Origin of the sequence: Kosakonia sp. MH5 (assembly GCF_009935945.1) — a bacterium.
In the GTDB taxonomy this organism is placed as follows: Bacteria; Pseudomonadota; Gammaproteobacteria; order Enterobacterales; family Enterobacteriaceae; genus Kosakonia; species Kosakonia radicincitans.
The window spans coordinates 108,557-126,846 of sequence record NZ_QODH01000004.1 but is presented as its reverse complement, the minus strand read 5'-3'; the positions used below and the strand labels follow the sequence as shown (position 1 = coordinate 126,846).

General features: G+C 55.0%; 18 protein-coding genes. 13 read left to right on the top strand and 5 right to left on the bottom strand.

Translation table 11 applies throughout. From position 1 onward, the window contains the following. Positions 1-61: 61 nt before the first annotated feature. Entirely contained in the window at positions 62-688 is a 627-nt protein-coding gene (locus tag DK872_RS12860; protein WP_161518416.1) for a lysoplasmalogenase, read from the bottom strand. A gap of 129 nt (positions 689-817) precedes the next feature. Between DK872_RS12860 and DK872_RS12855 the strand changes: the two genes are divergently transcribed. Then, on the top strand, positions 818-1,177 hold the full coding sequence (locus DK872_RS12855; protein ID WP_007369687.1) for a DUF2500 domain-containing protein: 360 nt from the start codon (positions 818-820) through the stop codon (positions 1,175-1,177). A gap of 24 nt (positions 1,178-1,201) precedes the next feature. On the opposite strand, the gene DK872_RS12850 is transcribed toward DK872_RS12855, so the two are convergent. Next, entirely contained in the window at positions 1,202-1,471 is a 270-nt protein-coding gene (locus tag DK872_RS12850) for a DUF1145 family protein (RefSeq protein ID WP_172825198.1), read from the bottom strand. Next, complete coding sequence (gene rsmD / locus DK872_RS12845; RefSeq protein WP_007369689.1) at positions 1,461-2,066, bottom strand: 16S rRNA (guanine(966)-N(2))-methyltransferase; 606 nt, start codon at positions 2,064-2,066, stop codon at positions 1,461-1,463. Before rsmD ends, DK872_RS12850 begins: the two co-directional genes overlap by 11 nt. 189 nt (positions 2,067-2,255) lie before the next feature. Here rsmD and ftsY point away from each other — a divergent pair, with 189 nt between their 5' ends. The 4 genes from ftsY to rpoH all read left to right on the top strand — a co-directional run bounded on the left by ftsY (position 2,256) and on the right by rpoH (position 6,476). Then, on the top strand, positions 2,256-3,626 hold the full coding sequence (ftsY, locus tag DK872_RS12840; protein WP_007369690.1) for a signal recognition particle-docking protein FtsY: 1,371 nt from the start codon (positions 2,256-2,258) through the stop codon (positions 3,624-3,626). A gap of 2 nt (positions 3,627-3,628) precedes the next feature. Beyond that, positions 3,629-4,297, top strand: coding sequence for a cell division ATP-binding protein FtsE (gene ftsE, locus DK872_RS12835; RefSeq protein WP_007369691.1), 669 nt, complete (start codon positions 3,629-3,631; stop codon positions 4,295-4,297). Beyond that, positions 4,290-5,348 carry a permease-like cell division protein FtsX gene (gene ftsX, locus DK872_RS12830; protein WP_071921639.1) on the top strand — a complete coding sequence of 353 codons (1,059 nt, stop codon included), beginning with the start codon at positions 4,290-4,292 and terminating at the stop codon, positions 5,346-5,348. Before ftsE ends, ftsX begins: the two co-directional genes overlap by 8 nt. A gap of 270 nt (positions 5,349-5,618) precedes the next feature. Then, entirely contained in the window at positions 5,619-6,476 is an 858-nt protein-coding gene (gene rpoH, locus DK872_RS12825) for an RNA polymerase sigma factor RpoH (protein ID WP_007369694.1), read from the top strand. A gap of 54 nt (positions 6,477-6,530) precedes the next feature. Here rpoH and DK872_RS12820 read toward each other — a convergent pair whose 3' ends face one another. Next, entirely contained in the window at positions 6,531-8,024 is a 1,494-nt protein-coding gene (locus DK872_RS12820; protein WP_072439568.1) for a PLP-dependent aminotransferase family protein, read from the bottom strand. 103 nt (positions 8,025-8,127) lie between these two features. On the opposite strand from DK872_RS12820, the gene DK872_RS12815 reads away from it, so the two are divergent. Next, a complete protein-coding gene (locus tag DK872_RS12815) occupies positions 8,128-9,393 on the top strand; it encodes a 4-aminobutyrate--2-oxoglutarate transaminase (protein WP_144134494.1) in 1,266 nt (421 codons plus the stop codon). Between the two features lie 241 nt (positions 9,394-9,634). Beyond that, positions 9,635-10,738: a branched-chain amino acid ABC transporter substrate-binding protein gene (locus DK872_RS12810; protein ID WP_007369697.1), complete on the top strand. Its 1,104-nt coding sequence runs from the start codon at positions 9,635-9,637 to the stop codon at positions 10,736-10,738. A gap of 181 nt (positions 10,739-10,919) precedes the next feature. Here the strand turns inward: DK872_RS12810 and panM are convergent, their stop codons facing one another. Next, positions 10,920-11,303 (bottom strand): aspartate 1-decarboxylase autocleavage activator PanM, encoded by a 384-nt coding sequence (gene panM / locus DK872_RS12805; protein WP_007369698.1) that lies wholly within the window; start codon positions 11,301-11,303, stop codon positions 10,920-10,922. A 427-nt stretch (positions 11,304-11,730) separates the two neighbouring features. Here panM and livK point away from each other — a divergent pair, with 427 nt between their 5' ends. From livK to ugpB, 6 genes are all read left to right on the top strand, one after another. Continuing rightward, positions 11,731-12,840: a high-affinity branched-chain amino acid ABC transporter substrate-binding protein LivK gene (gene livK / locus DK872_RS12800; RefSeq protein ID WP_007369700.1), complete on the top strand. Its 1,110-nt coding sequence runs from the start codon at positions 11,731-11,733 to the stop codon at positions 12,838-12,840. A 54-nt stretch (positions 12,841-12,894) separates the two neighbouring features. After that, entirely contained in the window at positions 12,895-13,821 is a 927-nt protein-coding gene (gene livH / locus DK872_RS12795; RefSeq protein WP_007369701.1) for a high-affinity branched-chain amino acid ABC transporter permease LivH, read from the top strand. Next, the gene (locus DK872_RS12790; RefSeq protein WP_007369702.1) at positions 13,818-15,095 is read left to right on the top strand and encodes a high-affinity branched-chain amino acid ABC transporter permease LivM; all 1,278 of its coding nucleotides are present in this window, start codon (positions 13,818-13,820) and stop codon (positions 15,093-15,095) included. Before livH ends, DK872_RS12790 begins: the two co-directional genes overlap by 4 nt. Further along, on the top strand, positions 15,092-15,859 hold the full coding sequence (gene livG, locus DK872_RS12785) for a high-affinity branched-chain amino acid ABC transporter ATP-binding protein LivG (RefSeq protein ID WP_007369703.1): 768 nt from the start codon (positions 15,092-15,094) through the stop codon (positions 15,857-15,859). The genes DK872_RS12790 and livG overlap by 4 nt, the downstream gene beginning before the upstream one ends. A 1-nt stretch (position 15,860) precedes the next feature. Next, a complete protein-coding gene (gene livF / locus DK872_RS12780; RefSeq protein ID WP_035888915.1) occupies positions 15,861-16,574 on the top strand; it encodes a high-affinity branched-chain amino acid ABC transporter ATP-binding protein LivF in 714 nt (237 codons plus the stop codon). Positions 16,575-16,939: 365 nt separating this feature from the next. Beyond that, positions 16,940-18,256, top strand: a complete 1,317-nt coding sequence (gene ugpB, locus DK872_RS12775) for a sn-glycerol-3-phosphate ABC transporter substrate-binding protein UgpB (RefSeq protein ID WP_035941994.1) — start codon at positions 16,940-16,942, stop codon at positions 18,254-18,256. The last annotated feature ends 34 nt before the right edge of the window (positions 18,257-18,290 follow it).

Here is an 18,290-nt window from a genome sequence, read left to right as displayed (position 1 = left end):
AATGATAATTTTCTCATTAACCGGAGGATACACTCTGGAGTCGACTCCAGAGTCAAGCCTTTTAAATATACAGCGAACGGACGATCAGAAAATGTCCGGCGAAGTAGCAGGCCAAAGCGATGGCGTTATCGGCACGGAAGCGTTTACGGTAGTGGCTCCCCAACCAGACGATATTGCCGAGCAGCAGCAACGCCGCACCGACAAACGCCGACAGCGCAGGGCTGGTAGGGCGGAAGAACCACAGTTCGCCTGCCAGCCAGACCATCACCAGCGTCATGGCGATAAAGGCACATACGGCCATGCGCAGCTCTTCGAGGCGCGTCCAGATCACCGCCAACAGCAACGCGCCAATAACCAGCAGCACCACCGGCAACGGCCAGAAAAAGGAGAGTGTCATCTGGCTGGCGAAGTAAATGGTGTAAAGCAGATGGGCGAGGAAAAAAGCGCCGATGGCGTAGAGCATTTTTTGTCGCGGCAGCAAGGTTAGCGCATCACCAACCAGCGAGGCGCAGAGGCCAGCCAGCACCAGATAACTGATGGCGTCGAACATTGGCGCTTGCCAGGCCAGCAACAGCAGGAGCAGTAGGGTGACGGGTTTAAAAACCCAGCGCTGCCAGGTCGGGCCGCGATAAGACGCATCGACATACAACCAGCCGGACAAACAGACAGCGATAAATGACCACAGCATAATTAAGTCCCTGTATCTGTTATTGTTGCGTAAATCTCTCCTGTTCAGTGTAGTGGCGGAAAAAGGAGGATGACAATGCTATTTCACCCGCGATAAGCTCAATTCCGCTTTTTCTGACAGGGCGCCGTCATGAGTAAACCACCGCTTTTTTTCATTCTTGTCATTGGCTTGATCGTCGTACTCGCTTCTTTTCGCTATGTTCAACAGCGGCGGGAAAAGGCGGATAACGATGCGGCTCCGCTACAGCAAAAAAACGTGGTGGTGAGCAGTAAGCGGGAAAAACCGCTCAATGATCGCCGTACGCGCCAGCAGCAGGAGATCCCGGCGGGCAGCGCCATGCGTTATGAAGCGCGTTTCAAACCGCAAAGTGGTGGGCTGGAGATGGTTTTTCGCGTTGATGCGCAGCAATATCATGCATTGACGGTCGGCGACAAAGGCGTGCTGAGCTATAAAGGGTCACGTTTTGTCGGCTTTGAACAAGCCCGGTAAGCGAGATGCCTCCGGGCTATAACGTTACTTCTTCGCTTTTAGTTTTTTCTGCCAAATCAATAGCTCAAACACGCCAAACAGGAAAATGCGGATCTGCTCAGCTTTGCTCATTTGCGGGCCCTCTTTCGGCAACGCGGTTTTCAGCATTGTCGCCTGTAAGGCATGCATGAAAACGGTAAAGACCAGCGCGACGTTGACGAAAATGTTCAACGGGCGCGGAAACGGCTGGATCAGATTCCAGAGCAGAAAGGCCCAGACGCAAAGCATCAGCAGGCGTCCCAGATTAATCAGCAGCGGCATGCTTCTCTCCTTGTGGTGCTTCGCGGTGATATAAACGATACGCGACCTGGCCCGCGACTTTCTCCCGGTGCAGAAGCCAGTGCGCTGGCACCGGCGGTAAGCCATTTTCGACTTCACTTTCGATATAAATTAATGCGTCATCGGCGAGCCAGCCGTTGTTTTCCAGCAGGCGCACGGTCTCTTCCAGCATCCCCTTACGAAACGGCGGGTCGATAAAGGCAATGGTGTACGGCGTGCCCTGGCCTGCTAAATAGGCCAGCGTATTGGTATTCACCACTTTGGCGTTGACGGCTTTCAGCGTCGCCAGATTTTGCTGTAACTGCTGTGCGACGCTGCGCTCCATCTCCAGCAGGGTCGCACTGGCGGCGTAGCGCGAGAGCGCTTCCAGCCCTAATGCGCCACTTCCGGCAAAGCAATCAAGACAGTGCGCATCAACCATGGATGGCGCCAGCCAGTTGAATAAGGTTTCCCGCACGCGATCGGTGGTTGGGCGCAGGCCGGGGCTATCCGGAACCGGTAATTTGCGGCCCCGCCACTGCCCGCCAATAATGCGTATCTGGCCGCTGGCGGCACGGTTAGGTTTCTTCATGGTTTTCGCTTTGCTCATCATTTCGGCCTGCTATTCTAGCGGTCTGACGAAGGACGTTAAACCCTAATCCTCAGGCCGTGATGCGAGTTGAGGAAAGTGTTAGACTATCCGACTAATTAACAAATGTTTTCAGTCCCTGTCATGTAAGACGGGCTGCGCCATGAATCAACAGCGGGAGTGTAGTCGCCAATGGCAAATGAGAAGAAACGTGGCTTTTTTTCCTGGCTCGGCTTTGGGCAGAAAGAACAGGCCGAAGAGGCGCAAACCGAATCACAGCAGGTAACTGAGCAGCCGGTCGAAGAGACACCGGCAACTGAACCTGCCGCCGACAGCGAAAAATTTGCCGAAGAGGTTGTTGAGGTCAGCGAACAGCTGGCGCACGAAGAGGCGCAGCCGGAGCCTGTCGTCGAAGAGCAGGCGCTTCAGGTTGAACACGAAGAACTGCCGCTGCCGGAAGAGGTCGCAGAGCAGGAGATCGGCGCGGAAGAGTGGCAGACGGAAGCTGAACCGCTGGTGGAAGAAGATGCGCCGCTGAGCGATGAAGAGCTGGACGCACAGGCGCTGGCCGCTGAAGCCGCGGAAGAAGCGGTGATGGTTGTGCCGCCAGAGGACGCAGCGCAGGAGCAGGAGAAACCGACAAAAGAGGGTTTCTTCGCGCGTCTGAAACGCAGTTTGCTGAAAACAAAAGAAAATCTGGGTTCCGGATTTATCAGTCTGTTTCGCGGTAAAAAAATCGATGATGATCTGTTTGAAGAGCTGGAAGAGCAGCTACTGATTGCGGATGTTGGCGTTGAGACCACGCGCAGAATCATCACCAACCTGACGGAAGGCGCAAGCCGTAAGCAGCTTCGCGATGCAGAAGCACTTTATGGTTTGCTGAAAGAGGAAATGAGCGACATCCTCGCGAAGGTTGATGAGCCGCTGAATATTGAAGGCAAAACACCGTTTGTGATTTTGATGGTTGGCGTTAACGGCGTGGGTAAAACCACCACCATCGGTAAGCTGGCGCGTCAGTTCGAGCAGCAGGGCAAATCGGTGATGCTGGCGGCGGGCGACACCTTCCGCGCGGCCGCGGTTGAGCAGTTGCAGGTTTGGGGCCAGCGCAACAATATTCCGGTGATTGCCCAGCATACCGGCGCGGATTCCGCTTCGGTCATTTTTGACGCCATTCAGGCGGCGAAAGCGCGCAATATTGATGTGTTGATTGCCGATACCGCCGGGCGTTTGCAGAACAAATCGCATTTGATGGAAGAGCTGAAGAAAATTGTCCGCGTCATGAAAAAGCTGGACGAAGACGCTCCCCATGAAGTGATGCTGACGATTGATGCCAGCACCGGGCAAAATGCGATAAGCCAGGCCAAACTGTTCCACGAAGCTGTTGGTCTTACCGGCATCACGCTGACCAAACTCGACGGCACCGCCAAAGGCGGCGTGATTTTCTCGGTGGCGGATCAGTTCGGTATTCCGATCCGCTACATTGGTGTCGGCGAACGTATCGAAGATCTGCGTCCGTTTAACGCGGGCGATTTTATTGAGGCGCTTTTTGCCCGAGAGGATTAACAATGATTCGCTTTGAACATGTCAGCAAAGCCTATCTCGGTGGGAGACAAGCGTTGCAGGGGGTGACATTCCACCTGCAACCAGGCGAGATGGCCTTTCTGACCGGGCACTCCGGCGCGGGGAAAAGTACCCTGCTGAAGCTTATCTGCGGGATTGAGCGGCCAAGCACCGGGAAAATCCTGTTCAGCGGCCACGACATTAGCCGTCTGAAGAACCGTGAAGTGCCGTTTTTACGTCGCCAGATCGGCATGATCTTTCAGGATCACCACTTGCTGATGGATCGCACGGTGTATGACAACGTGGCGATTCCGCTGATCATCGCTGGCGCGAGCGGTGATGACATTCGTCGTCGTGTGTCGGCGGCGCTGGATAAGGTCGGGCTGCTTGATAAAGCGAAAAGCTTCCCGATTCAGCTTTCCGGCGGTGAACAGCAGCGCGTCGGCATTGCCCGCGCGGTAGTGAATAAACCGGCAGTGCTGCTGGCAGATGAACCGACCGGTAACCTGGACGACGCGTTGTCGGAAGGGATTTTACGTCTGTTCGAAGAGTTTAACCGCGTTGGGGTTACGGTACTGATGGCGACTCACGACCTGGGGCTGATTTCCCGGCGTTCGTATCGCATGCTGACCCTGAGCGATGGCCATTTGCATGGAGGCCCGGCGGGTGAATAAGCGCGACGCATTAAATCATATCCGGCAGTTTGGCAGCCGGCTTGACCGTTTCCGTAAATCCGCCGCCGGCTCCGGCGAGGGTAATCGCACGACTCCACGCCGTGGTAAAGCGACGAACAAACCGCCATCACGTAAAACCAATGTGTTTAACGAGCAGGTTCGCTACGCCTGGCACGGCGCGTTACAGGATCTGAAAAGCAAACCGCTGGCAACGTTCCTGACGGTGATGGTGATTGCCATCTCGCTGACGCTGCCGAGCGTTTGCTATATGGTCTACAAAAACGTCAACCAGGCGGCGTCGCAGTACTATCCGTCGCCGCAGATCACCGTCTATTTCGACAAAACGCTGGATGATAACGCCGCACAGCAGGTGGTCGCCCAGCTCCAGTCCGAACAGGGCGTGGAGAAGGTGAATTATCTTTCTCGCGAAGATGCGCTTGGCGAGTTCCGTAACTGGTCCGGGTTTGGCGGTGCGCTGGATATGCTGGAAGAGAACCCGCTGCCCGCCGTGGCGGTAGTGGTTCCTAAACTGGATTTTCAGAGCACGGATTCACTGAACACGCTGCGCGATCGCATCTCTCATCTCCAGGGCATTGATGAAGTGCGTATGGACGATAGCTGGTTTGCGCGTCTGGCGTCGCTGACCGGGCTGGTCGGGCGCGTGTCGGCGATGATAGGCCTACTGATGGTTGCGGCCGTCTTCCTGGTTATCGGCAACAGCGTGCGGCTGAGTATTTTTGCCCGCCGCGACACCATCAACGTGCAGAAATTGATCGGCGCAACGGACGGTTTTATCCTGCGTCCGTTCCTGTATGGCGGCGCGCTGCTCGGCTTCTCCGGCGCGTTTTTATCGCTGATCCTGTCGGAAATTCTGGTGATGCGGCTCTCCTCGGCCGTTACCGAAGTGGCGAAAGTGTTTGGCACTCAGTTCGAGCTAAGCGGCTTGTCTTTTGACGAGTGCTTATTGCTGCTGCTGGTCTGTTCGATGATCGGCTGGATAGCCGCCTGGCTGGCGACGGTGCAACATTTACGTCACTTTACTCCCGATTAAAAAAACTCTGGTATACTCTTTCCCTGCAATGAAGTATTCCCGTAGCAGGGAAAGCGTATCGCCCCTTTCTGATGTTTTCCTTGCACCGGCTTTTTCATCCAGATGTCACAATTTGTGCGTAATTTATACACAAGGCGACATGGAACTTGTGGATAAAATCACTGTCTGATAAAAGTGTGAATGCTAATCTCGTTGCTCATAAGGACTGGCATGTTTGTTGCCTGATGGGGACAGACCGCCGCCAGTGGAAAGTAAATTGAGAGGATTTGAATGACCAAAGAAATGCAAACTTTAGCTTTAGCCCCTGTTGGTAACCTGGAATCTTACGTCCGGGCCGCTAACGCATGGCCGATGTTGACGGCTGATGAAGAGCGGGCGCTGGCTGAAAAGCTGCATTACCAGGGCGATCTGGAAGCAGCGAAAAAGCTGATTCTGTCTCACCTGCGCTTTGTTGTTCATATTGCTCGTAATTACTCGGGCTATGGTCTGCCGCAGGCGGATCTTATCCAGGAAGGTAATATCGGCCTGATGAAAGCTGTGCGTCGCTTCAACCCGGAAGTGGGTGTGCGACTGGTTTCCTTCGCCGTGCACTGGATCAAAGCTGAGATCCACGAGTATGTGCTGCGCAACTGGCGTATCGTGAAAGTGGCAACTACCAAAGCACAGCGCAAACTGTTCTTTAATCTGCGTAAAGCGAAACAGCGTCTGGGTTGGTTTAACCAGGACGAAGTCGAAATGGTGGCCCGTGAACTGGGCGTGACCAGCAAAGACGTGCGCGAAATGGAATCGCGTATGGCGGCGCAGGACATGACGTTTGATATGTCCCCGGACGATGACGCCCAGGACAGCCAGCCGATGGCTCCGGTGCTCTATTTGCAGGATAAATCGTCGAACTTTGCCGATGGCATTGAAGACGACAACTGGGAAGAACAGGCTGCGAACAAGCTGACCGACGCGATGAAAGGGCTGGACGAACGCAGCCAGCAGATCATCCGCGCCCGCTGGCTGGACGAAGAGAACAAGTCTACGCTGCAGGAGCTGGCTGACCGTTATGGTGTTTCCGCCGAACGTGTACGACAGCTGGAAAAGAACGCGATGAAAAAACTGCGCGCCGCTATCGAAGCGTAAGCGTATGCAGTGAACAAGCCGGGTCGGCGCAAGCCTCGCCCGGCTTTTTGTTTTTTAACGCGCTGCGTTTTTGCTTCCCGGCGCTTCGCGTATCAGTTCTGCAAGCTCGGCAAACACTGGCTCCATCTCTTCTTCCTCCATCGCCGCAAATCCCATCAACAGGCCGCGCGCGGGCGTGTCGCCACTGTAATAACGCGAAAGTGGCCGTACCAGAATGCCTCGCGCGTTAGCCGTTTGCGCCAGCGCGACATCATCGCAGGCAGCAGGCAACGACAGCACCAGATGCAGCCCGGCATTATCGTTAAACTCGCTAAGCGCCTCTTTGCCAAGATAATCGGTGATAAGCTGCGCCAGCCGCGCTCGGCGCCGGGCGTACAGCAATCGCATCCGGCGAATATGCGCCGTGTAATGCCCCTCGCGGATAAACTGCGCCAGCGCTTCCTGATCCAGCAAACGTCCGCCGCGATAGAGCTCGGCATGCGCGGTTTTAAGCGCCTGCATTAGCGGGCGCGGCAACACCAGATAACCGAGCCGCAACCCAGGGTAGAGCGTTTTACTGAACGTACCGGTATAAATCACCGGCGCATCGTCCACCAGCCCCTGCAGGGCGGGAATGGGCTGGCCCGAGAAGCGAAATTCGCTGTCGTAATCATCCTCAATAATCCAGCTCCCGGTTTGCCGCGCCAGCGCTAATAGCCGCTGGCGGCGTTCCAGACTCATCACGCAGCCCAGCGGATACTGGTGCGAGGGCGTGACGAAAATCAGTTTCGGCGGCGCATCGCCCGGCTCCGGCGGATTCATCCCGGATCTGTCAACTTCGATGGCCTGCAAGTTAACGCCATTTACTGCCAGCACATTACGAATTCCCCAGTAGGCGGGCTCCTCAATCCACGCCAGATCGCCAGGATTACACAGCATGCGCGATACCAGATCGATGGCCTGATGAATGCCTTCCGTAATCAGGATCTGCTCCGCGCTACAGCGAACCGAGCGCGTGACCCGCAAATACTCCACCAGAGCCTGCTGCAGCGCGATGCTGCCGCCAGCGTTGCTATAAGAAAGCTGTATTGCCTGCGGTTTTCGACTTACGCGAGACTGTATTTTTCGCAACAGCGCATGCGGGAAAGCGTTGATATCCGGGACGCCAGGCAGAAACGCGCCCCACTGGCGCGCGCTGGCATTGCTGTGGCTCAGCAGATGCTGACCGCGGGCGGAAAGCTGTGAAGGCAGGCTGGCGCTGAGTTTTTCACCAGGCGTCAGCGGCGCGGAAAGCAGGCTATCCGGGACGGTACCGGCCACAAAGGTGCCGCTGCCGGTACGGGAAACGACATACCCTTCGGCCAGTAGCTGCTCATACACCGTCAGCACCGTATTGCGCGACAGATTCAGTTGCGCGGCTAAATCGCGGCTCGGCGGCAGTCGGCTTTGTGTCGGCAGGCTACCGTCGAGTATCGACAGGCGAATCGCGTTATATAATTTCTTATGCAGCTTGCCTTCGTGCTGCTCGTCCAGACGCAGCTGCAGCAAGTCAGAGACGAGTGAGCGCAATTGGATCCCTCAATTATTCAAAACTGGTACTCGATTATAGAACCACTTATGTCATGTTTTCACAACAGACGCAGCAACAACGAACACAGACGAGGGTAATCAGGTGAAGAATAACGAACTACATCAGCGCCGTTTACAGGCGACGCCGCGCGGTATTGGAGTGATGTGCGGGTTTTATGCGGAAAAAGCAGAAAATGCCACATTATGGGATGTCGAAGGCAACGAAGTCATCGACTTCGCTGCCGGGATCGCGGTGCTCAATACCGGGCATCGTCACCCGAAAGTAATGGCTGCGGTGGAAAAGCAGTTGCAGGCATTTACGCACACCGCTTACCAAATCGTTCCTTACGAAAGCTATGTTTCGCTGGCGGAACGTATTAACGAACGCGTGCCCGTTGATGGCCCGGCGAAAACGGCGTTTTTCTCAACCGGCGCGGAAGCGGTGGAGAACGCGGTGAAAATTGCCCGCGCTTACACCAAACGCCCTGGCGTGATTACCTTCGGCGGCGGTTTTCATGGCCGTACGTTTATGACCATGGCGCTGACCGGGAAGGTTGCCCCGTACAAAATCGGGTTTGGTCCGTTCCCCGGCTCGATTTACCACGCACAATATCCGAATGCGCTGCATGGCGTCAGTACCGAAGATGCGCTGAAAAGTCTCGAACGCATCTTTAAAGCGGATATCGCGCCGGATCAGGTTGCGGCCATCCTGCTGGAGCCGGTTCAGGGCGAAGGCGGCTTTAACGTGGCGCCAGCGGATTTCATGAACGCGCTGCGCAAACTGTGTGACAACCACGGCATTCTTTTGATTGTTGATGAAGTGCAGAGCGGCTTTGCCCGTACCGGCAAATTGTTCGCGACCGAGTATTACGACGTTAAACCGGATCTGATCACCATGGCGAAAAGCCTGGCGGGCGGGTTGCCGCTATCGGCGGTGGCAGGGCGTGCAGAGGTGATGGATGCGCCTGCGCCTGGCGGGCTGGGCGGCACTTACGCTGGTAACCCGCTGGCGGTGGCCGCAGCACACGCGGTGCTGGATGTGATTGACGAAGAGAACCTCTGTGAACGCGCTAACCATCTGGGCAAACATCTGGTGGAAGTGCTGACGCAGGCAAAAGCGCAGTGCCCGTACATCGCGGATATCCGCTCGCAGGGCTCGATGGTGGCTGTGGAATTTAACGATCCCAGTACCGGTGCGCCATCGCCTGAATTTACCAAACAGGTACAGGACAAGGCGCTGGCGGCAGGTGTGCTGCTGCTGAGCTGCGGTGTCTACGGCAACGTGATCCGTTTCCTCTATCCGTTAACCATTCCGGAAGTTCAGTTCCGCAAAGCGCTGGATATTATCCACCAGTCGCTGACCCGCTAAGTATTCAGCCGCCTTATGGGCGGCTTTTTTACAGCGTGTCATCACTCTGTCGCATAACCTTCAAAATTGTTATTCCATATTCTGAAAAATGGGGTATGTTTTAGCAGAGTATGCTGCTAAGGCACCGGCAGAATGGCTAATAACTACTATCATATTCTTTGCTTATGATGGTAATCAAAATAATGTGCCACACAACAACATCACAACAAATGCAATAACCATAACAATGGGGAAACTCAGGATGAAAATGAAGGGCAAAGCGTTACTGGCAGGATGTATTGCGTTAGCAATGAGCAACGTGGCATTCGCCAAAGATATTAAAGTTGCCGTTGTCGGTGCGATGTCCGGTCCGGTTGCGCAGTATGGCGACCAGGAATTTACCGGCGCTGAGCAGGCTATCGCAGACATCAACGCGAAGGGCGGCATCAAAGGCGACAAACTGGTAGCGGTAAAATATGACGATGCGTGTGACCCAAAACAAGCGGTTGCAGTAGCCAACAAAGTGGTCAACGACGGCATCAAATATGTTATCGGTCACCTGTGCTCCTCTTCTACTCAGCCTGCGTCTGATATCTATGAAGACGAAGGTATTCTGATGATCACGCCTGCGGCGACAGCGCCGGAGCTGACCGCGCGCGGTTACAAACTGACGCTGCGCACGACTGGCCTGGATTCCGATCAGGGCCCGACCGCTGCGAAATACATTCTGGATAAAGTGAAACCGCAGCGCATCGCGGTCATCCACGACAAACAGCAGTATGGTGAAGGTCTGGCGCGTGCGGTGCAGGACGGCCTGAAAAAAGGCGGCGCCAACGTGGTGTTCTTTGACGGTATCACCGCTGGTGAGAAAGATTTCTCCACGCTGGTGGCGCGTCTGAAGAAAGAGAACATCGATTTCGTCTACTACGGCGGCTATCACCCGGAAATGGGGCAGATCCTGCGTCAGTCACGCGCAGCTGGCCTGAAAACCCAGTTTATGGGGCCGGAAGGCGTAGCGAACGTCTCCCTGTCTAACATCGCGGGCGATTCAGCAGAAGGCATGCTGGTGACGAAGCCGAAGAACTACGATCAGATCCCGGCGAACAAACCGATTGTTGATGCTATCAAAGCGAAGAAACAGGATCCGAGCGGCGCATTCGTGTGGACCACCTACGCAGCCGTGCAGTCTCTGGCGGCAGGTCTGAACCAGACTGCGGAACCGGACGCGATTGCCACTTACCTGAAAGGGCACACTGTTGATACCGTGATGGGGCCGCTGTCATGGGATCAGAAGGGCGATCTGAAAGGCTTTGAGTTTGGTGTGTTTACCTGGCACGCGAACGGTACGGCGACTGACGCTAAGTAATTTTATGAACTGACCGTCGCCTTTCGCGCCACAGATGCGTTGGCTGCATTCACTCACCCCGGTCACTTACTTCAGTAAGCTTCCGGGGATGAGCGAACTTGCCGGCTTCCTGCGACACGAAATTCCTGGTCAGAAGATCGTTATTTTCTATGCCGGGTAAGCAAACGCTACCCGGAATTTTTTATCGTTTTTCCCAGCCATTTTCCTGCGCGGTAAAGCCCAACGTCTGAGCGAACGCCGCCATCACACTGCGATCTTCGACACCAATATCAGCAATCCACCAACTGGTGATGCTGGGGTTATCACGAATCACTTCTTCAACGAGGTACTGCCCAACGCCGCGACGGCGAGTGATATCGCGCACGCGCAGCGAATCCAGCGCACCTTCGGTGCCGCGCAGGGTGACGCGCACGGCAGCCAGCAGGCGATCGTTAAAGCGGGCCGCATAAATGCGGTGGTCATCATCCACTTCAAGGGAAGCAGGAGAGTATTCCGGCCAGACTTTCGCTAAATCAATATGATCCTGCTCGGTAAAGGTTACCAGTCGGATGATAGTCAATTTCATGTACAGCTTGTCCAAAACGCAAAAGATAGTGTGAGTGTAATCAATTTCATCGACCGGAGAGGGGTAGTTTTTTATTTTTCATTCGGCAGGTGAATAATTTTGCCGCAGACGTTCAGCCAGTGTGAAACATTAGAGATCGAAAAGCAGGCAGCATTTTAACCTGATTGGTAGTGATTTATTCCGCTTTATGTACCATTATTTTATGCTGGCAATGGGACTTTTTTTGTTTATCTCCGATTAAATACAGAATATTATCTGTGCTTAATCGCCTGAAAAATAGAGGATTTAGTCTGGTTTTTGCCAAAAAACTGCGCTAAACCATTAAAGGCGCTGGTAAAAATAGCGTTGTGCATTAAAAGTACAGAATGCTTTTTAACCATAAAAAAACAAAATTATTACACGACATCACGAATGGGGATTTACAACAATGAGAAGGAACGCGAAGACATTAATCGCGGGAATGGTTGCACTTGCGATGTCTCACGCGGCCGTGGCGAAGGATATTAAAGTGGCGGTTGTTGGGGCGATGTCCGGTCCTGTTGCGCAGTGGGGCGACATGGAATTTAACGGCGCGCGCCAGGCTATCCACGATATCAACGCCAAAGGCGGAATCAAGGGCGACAAACTGGTTGCTGTTGAGTACGACGACGCCTGTGACCCGAAACAAGCCGTTGCCGTAGCGAACAAAATCGTTAACGACGGTGTGAAATATGTAATTGGCCATCTCTGCTCCTCCTCCACGCAGCCTGCATCTGATATCTACGAAGACGAAGGTATTCTGATGATCACGCCAGGCGCGACGAATCCGGAACTGACTCAGCGCGGCTATCAGCACATTATGCGCACCGCCGGGCTGGACTCTTCGCAGGGGCCGACCGCCGCGAAATACATTCTGAATTCGGTTAAACCGCAGCGTATCGCCATCATTCACGATAAGCAGCAGTACGGAGAAGGTCTTGCTCGTTCCGTGCAGGAAGGGCTGAAAGCTGGCGGCGCAAACATTGTCTTTTTTGATGGCATCACCGCCGGGGAGAAAGATTTCTCCGCGCTTATCGCCCGTCTGCAAAAAGAAAATATCGATTTTGTCTACTACGGTGGTTATTACCCGGAGATGGGACAAATGCTGCGCCAGGCGCGCGCCAGCGGACTGAAAACCCAGTTTATGGGGCCGGAAGGCGTGGGTAACGCTTCTCTGTCTAACATCGCGGGCAATGCGGCGGAAGGCATGCTGGTGACGATGCCGAAGCGCTATGACCAGGATCCGGCGAACCAGAGCATCGTCGATGCCCTGAAAGCGCAGAAGAAAGATGCGAGCGGGCCATATGTGTGGATCACATACGCTGCCGTGCAATCGCTGGCGACCGCGCTGGAGCGTACCGGCAGCGACGATCCGCTGACGCTTATCAAAGATTTAAAAGCCAACGGGGCTAAAACCGTGATTGGGCCGCTGAACTGGGATGAAAAAGGCGATCTGAAAGGATTTGAGTTTGGCGTCTTCCAATGGCACGCCGATGGTTCGTCCTCTGTGGCGAAATAACTGTCATCCCGCTTCCTGGGCGCAATGTCCGGGAAGTTTTAAGAAGGTTAAGTTATGTCCGAGCAGTTTCTCTATTTTGTGCAGCAGATGTTTAACGGCGTAACGCTGGGAAGCACCTATGCATTGATCGCCATTGGTTACACCATGGTTTACGGCATCATCGGCATGATCAACTTCGCCCACGGCGAGGTTTACATGATCGGTAGCTATGTCTCCTTTATGATCATCGCCGCGCTGATGATGATGGGCATCGACAGCAGCTGGCTGCTGGTCGCCGCCGGTTTTGTTGGCGCCATCGTGATCGCCAGCGCATACGGCTGGAGCATCGAACGGGTGGCCTATCGCCCGGTGCGTAACTCCAAGCGTCTGATTGCGCTGATCTCCGCCATCGGCATGTCCATCTTCCTGCAAAACTACGTCAGCCTGACCGAAGGTTCGCGCGATGTGGCGCTGCCGAGCCTGTTCAACGGCCAGTGGGTTGTCGGCAGCAGCGAAAACTTCTCTGCTTCTGTCACCACCATGCAGTTGGTGATCTGGATTGTGACTTTCGTGGCGATGCTGGCGCTGACGCTGTTTATCCGTTACTCCCGTATGGGTCGCGCCTGCCGCGCTTGTGCAGAAGACCTGAAAATGGCCAGCTTGCTGGGCATTAACACCGACCGCGTTATCGCGCTGACCTTCGTGATCGGTGCGGCAATGGCGGCGGTGGCTGGTGTGTTGCTGGGCCAGTTCTACGGCGTGATCAACCCCTACATCGGCTTTATGGCCGGGATGAAGGCGTTCACCGCAGCGGTGCTGGGCGGTATCGGCAGCATTCCTGGCGCGATGATTGGCGGGCTGATCCTCGGTGTTACCGAATCGCTCTGCTCTGCGTATCTCAGTACGGAATATAAAGATGTGGTTTCGTTCGCGCTGTTGATCGTGGTGCTACTGGTAATGCCTACCGGTATCCTGGGCCGCCCGGAGGTGGAAAAAGTATGAAACCGATGCATTTTGCGATGGCGCTGCTTTCCGCCGCGATGTTCTTCGTGCTGGCTGGCGTCTTTATGGGTGTCCAGCTTGAGCTGGATGGCACCAAACTGGTGGTGAACACCGCTGCGGATATCCGCTGGCAGTGGATCATCATCGGTACTGCCGTGGTCTTTTTCTTCCAGTTGCTGCGACCGCTGTTACAGAAAGGCCTGCGCGGCGTTTCCGGTCCGAAATTCGTTCTGCCGGCTATCGATGGCTCAACGGTAAAACAGAAACTGTTCCTGCTGGCGCTGCTGGTTATCGCCGTGGCGTGGCCGTTTGTGGTGTCGCGCGGCACGGTGGATATCGCCACTATGACGATGATTTATATCATCCTCGGCCTTGGACTGAACGTAGTGGTGGGGCTTTCCGGCCTGCTGGTGCTGGGCTACGGCGGTTTTTACGCCATCGGTGCCTATACCTTCGCGCTGTTGAACCACTATTACGGGCTGGGTTTCTGGACTTGCCTGCCGCTGGCGGGGCTGGTTTCCGCGGCTGCCGGGTTCCTGCTGGGCTTCCCGGTTCTGCGTCTGCGCGGCGACTATCTGGCGATTGTGACGCTCGGCTTCGGTGAAATCGTCCGCATCTTGCTGTTGAATAACACCGAAATTACCGGCGGCCCGAACGGCATCAGCCAGATCCCGAAACCAACGCTGTTCGGCCTGGAATTCAGCCGCACTGCGCGAGAAGGCGGCTGGGATACCTTCAGCAACTTCTTCCATGTGTCCTATGATCCGAATGACCGCGTGGTTTTCCTCTATCTGGTCGCGCTGTTGCTGGTCGTGGTCACGCTGTTTGTCATTAACCGCCTGCTGCGTATGCCGCTTGGCCGTGCGTGGGAAGCGCTGCGTGAAGATGAAATCGCCTGTCGCTCGCTGGGCCTGAATCCGACGCGCATCAAGCTGACCGCTTTTACCATCAGCGCCGCGTTTGCCGGTTTTGCCGGGACGCTGTTCGCTGCCCGCCAGGGTTTTGTCAGCCCGGAATCCTTCACCTTTGCCGAATCTGCCTTTGTGCTGGCGATTGTGGTGCTGGGCGGTATGGGCTCGCAGTTTGCGGTTATTCTCGCGGCCATCCTGCTGGTGGTTTCCCGCGAGTTGATGCGTGATTTCAATGAATACAGCATGTTGATGCTGGGTGGTTTGATGGTACTGATGATGATTTGGCGTCCGCAAGGCTTGCTGCCGATGACCCGTCCGCAGTTGAAATTGAAAAACGGGCAAGCGAAAGGAGAGCAGGCATGAGTCAGCCATTGTTATCCGTAAACGGTCTGATGATGCGCTTCGGTGGTCTGCTGGCGGTGAACAACGTCGCGCTGGATCTGCATCCACAAGAGATCGTTTCGCTGATTGGTCCGAACGGCGCGGGGAAAACCACCGTATTTAACTGCCTCACTGGTTTCTATAAACCGACCGGCGGCACCATTATGCTGCGTGATAAGCACCTCGAAGGGTTGCCGGGCCAGCAAATCGCGCGGATGGGCGTGGTGCGTACTTTCCAGCACGTGCGCCTGTTCCGTGAAATGACGGTGATTGAGAACCTGCTGGTTGGCCAGCATCAGCAACTGAAAACCGGCGTCTTCTCCGGCCTGCTGAAAACTCCGTCATTCCGCCGCGCACAAAGTGAAGCGCTGGATCGCGCCGCAGTGTGGCTGGAGCGTATCGGTTTGTTAGCCCACGCTAACCGCCAGGCCAGTAACCTGGCTTACGGCGACCAGCGTCGTCTGGAGATCGTCCGCTGCATGGTAACGCAGCCGGAGATCCTGATGCTCGACGAACCTGCGGCCGGCCTGAACCCGAAAGAGACCAAAGAGCTGGACGAATTGATCGTCGAGCTGCGTAACAACCACAACACCACCATTCTGCTGATTGAGCACGATATGAAACTGGTGATGGGGATTTCCGACAGGATTTATGTGGTGAACCAGGGGACGCCGCTGGCGAACGGGACGCCGGAAGAGATCCGTAACAATCCGGACGTGATCCGCGCATACCTGGGTGAGGCATAAGATGGAAAAAGTGATGTTATCTTTTGACAAAGTCAGCGCCCACTACGGCAAGATTCAGGCGCTGCACGATGTCAGTCTGCACATTAATCAGGGGGAAATCGTGACCCTGATCGGCGCTAACGGCGCGGGCAAAACCACCCTGCTGGGCACCCTGTGCGGCGATCCGCGTGCGAGCAGCGGGCACATTATATTTGACGGCAAAGAGATCACCGACTGGCAGACCGCGAAAATCATGCGTGAAGCGGTGGCGATTGTGCCGGAAGGGCGTCGTGTCTTCTCACGAATGACTGTGGAAGAGAACCTGGCGATGGGCGGTTTCTTCGCCGATCGTGAACAGTTCCAGAGCCGCATTGAGCGGGTTTATGCGCTGTTCCCGCGTCTGCATGAACGGCGTATTCAGCGTGCGGGCACCATGTCCGGCGGCGAACAGCAGATGCTGGCGATTGGCCGCGCGCTGATGAGCCAGCCGCGTTTGTTGCTGCTGGATGAACCGTCGCTGGGCCTGGCACCTATCATCATTCAGCAAATCTTCGACACCATCGAGCAACTGCGTAAAGAAGGGATGACCATCTTCCTGGTGGAGCAGAACGCCAACCAGGCGCTGAAGCTCGCCGATCGCGGTTACGTGCTGGAAAACGGCCACGTGGTGCTGGAAGATACCGGCGACGCGCTGCTGGCGAACGAAGCGGTGCGCAGCGCTTATCTCGGCGGGTAACTCCTTGAGGTAACAGTATTTAAACCGGCCTCCAGGGGCCGGTTTTTTTATCAAATTTTATGCGGGCAAGTATCCTGGCGGCTTGTCGATATACCTGACAAGCTGAGTCGCCGGGCGATTCATGTAATAAAAAGGCTTCTCTGCGACAGAGAAGCCTTTTTACCTTTACGGGCGGCATCATCGAATCGCCGATGAGCCGCCATTTTTCCGTCACCGTACCATCATCTCTTCGACATTTTCCTGACGCCTGGCTGTCATCTGATTGTAATTAAAAGGTTATTTTTCTGTAATTCGAGCGTGTCATGTTACCTCGCGAGCATAAAAACGCGTGATATCGCGCATCCCGCATAACAAGAGAGATCACAATGACAACGTTACGGCATACCGCTTTGGGTCTGGCTATGGGGTTAGTTTTTGCAGGCAACGCCATGGCTGCAACCACCATTCCGTTCTGGCATTCGATGGAAGGGGAGTTAGGTAAAGAAGTTGACTCCCTGGCGCAACGTTTCAATGACACACACCCGGATTACAAAATTGTTCCGGTCTACAAAGGCAACTATGAGCAGAGCCTGAGCGCAGGTATCGCTGCGTTCCGTACCGGTAACGCGCCTGCCATTTTGCAGGTTTATGAAGTGGGTACCGCCACCATGATGGCGTCCAAAGCTATCAAGCCGGTGTATCAGGTGTTTAAAGATGCCGGTATCAACTTTGATGAAAGCCAGTTCGTACCGACCGTTGCCGGTTATTACACCGATTCTAAATCCGGTCATCTGCTTTCTCAGCCGTTTAACAGCTCCACGCCGGTGCTGTACTACAACAAAGATGCCTTCAAAAAAGCCGGTTTAGATCCGGAGCAGCCGCCGAAAACCTGGCAGGATCTGGCCGCTTACACCGAGAAGCTGAAAGCGGCCGGAATGAAATGCGGTTACGCCAGCGGCTGGCAGGGCTGGATCCAGATTGAAAACTTCAGCGCCTGGCACGGTCTGCCGGTGGCGACCAAAAATAACGGTTTCGACGGTACTGATGCGGTGCTGGAGTTCAACAAGCCGGAGCAGGTGAAACATATCGCCATGCTGGAAGAGATGAACAAGAAGGGCGATTTCAGCTACTTCGGGCGTAAAGACGAATCCACCGAGAAGTTCTACAACGGTGATTGCGCCATTACCACGGCTTCTTCTGGCTCGCTGGCGGATATTCGTCACTACGCCAAATTCAACTACGGCGTGGGCATGATGCCTTACGACGCTGACGTGAAAGGCGCGCCGCAGAACGCCATCATTGGCGGAGCCAGCCTGTGGGTGATGCAGGGCAAAGATAACGCGACCTACAAAGGCGTGGCGCAGTTCCTCGACTTCCTGACGAAACCGGAAATTGCTGCCGAATGGCACCAGAAAACCGGTTACCTGCCGATCACCACTGCCGCTTACGATTTGACCCGCAAGCAGGGTTTCTATGACAAAAATCCGGGGGCTGATATCGCTACGCGTCAGATGCTGAACAAGCCGCCGTTGGCGTTCACCAAAGGTCTGCGTCTGGGCAACATGCCGCAGATCCGCAGTGTTGTCGATGAAGAGCTGGAAAGCGTGTGGACCGGTAAGAAAACCCCGCAACAGGCGCTGGATTCTGCCGTTGAGCGTGGTAACCAGCTGCTGCGCCGTTTCGAGCAGTCAACGAAGTCCTAATGTAGAAATGCCGGGTGGCGTCTTTGCCTTACCC

What these genes read in the sequence shown, in the direction of transcription:
- DK872_RS12860 (WP_161518416.1), bottom strand. Translation starts at nt 688, where the DNA reads ATGCTGTGGTCATTTATCGCTGTCTGTTTGTCCGGCTGGTTGTATGTC.
- DK872_RS12855 (WP_007369687.1), top strand. Translation starts at nt 818, where the DNA reads ATGAGTAAACCACCGCTTTTTTTCATTCTTGTCATTGGCTTGATCGTC.
- rsmD (WP_007369689.1), bottom strand. Translation starts at nt 2,066, where the DNA reads ATGAAGAAACCTAACCGTGCCGCCAGCGGCCAGATACGCATTATTGGC.
- ftsY (WP_007369690.1), top strand. Translation starts at nt 2,256, where the DNA reads ATGGCAAATGAGAAGAAACGTGGCTTTTTTTCCTGGCTCGGCTTTGGG.
- ftsE (WP_007369691.1), top strand. Translation starts at nt 3,629, where the DNA reads ATGATTCGCTTTGAACATGTCAGCAAAGCCTATCTCGGTGGGAGACAA.
- rpoH (WP_007369694.1), top strand. Translation starts at nt 5,619, where the DNA reads ATGACCAAAGAAATGCAAACTTTAGCTTTAGCCCCTGTTGGTAACCTG.
- DK872_RS12810 (WP_007369697.1), top strand. Translation starts at nt 9,635, where the DNA reads ATGAAAATGAAGGGCAAAGCGTTACTGGCAGGATGTATTGCGTTAGCA.
- panM (WP_007369698.1), bottom strand. Translation starts at nt 11,303, where the DNA reads ATGAAATTGACTATCATCCGACTGGTAACCTTTACCGAGCAGGATCAT.
- livK (WP_007369700.1), top strand. Translation starts at nt 11,731, where the DNA reads ATGAGAAGGAACGCGAAGACATTAATCGCGGGAATGGTTGCACTTGCG.
- livH (WP_007369701.1), top strand. Translation starts at nt 12,895, where the DNA reads ATGTCCGAGCAGTTTCTCTATTTTGTGCAGCAGATGTTTAACGGCGTA.
- DK872_RS12790 (WP_007369702.1), top strand. Translation starts at nt 13,818, where the DNA reads ATGAAACCGATGCATTTTGCGATGGCGCTGCTTTCCGCCGCGATGTTC.
- livG (WP_007369703.1), top strand. Translation starts at nt 15,092, where the DNA reads ATGAGTCAGCCATTGTTATCCGTAAACGGTCTGATGATGCGCTTCGGT.
- livF (WP_035888915.1), top strand. Translation starts at nt 15,861, where the DNA reads ATGGAAAAAGTGATGTTATCTTTTGACAAAGTCAGCGCCCACTACGGC.
- ugpB (WP_035941994.1), top strand. Translation starts at nt 16,940, where the DNA reads ATGACAACGTTACGGCATACCGCTTTGGGTCTGGCTATGGGGTTAGTT.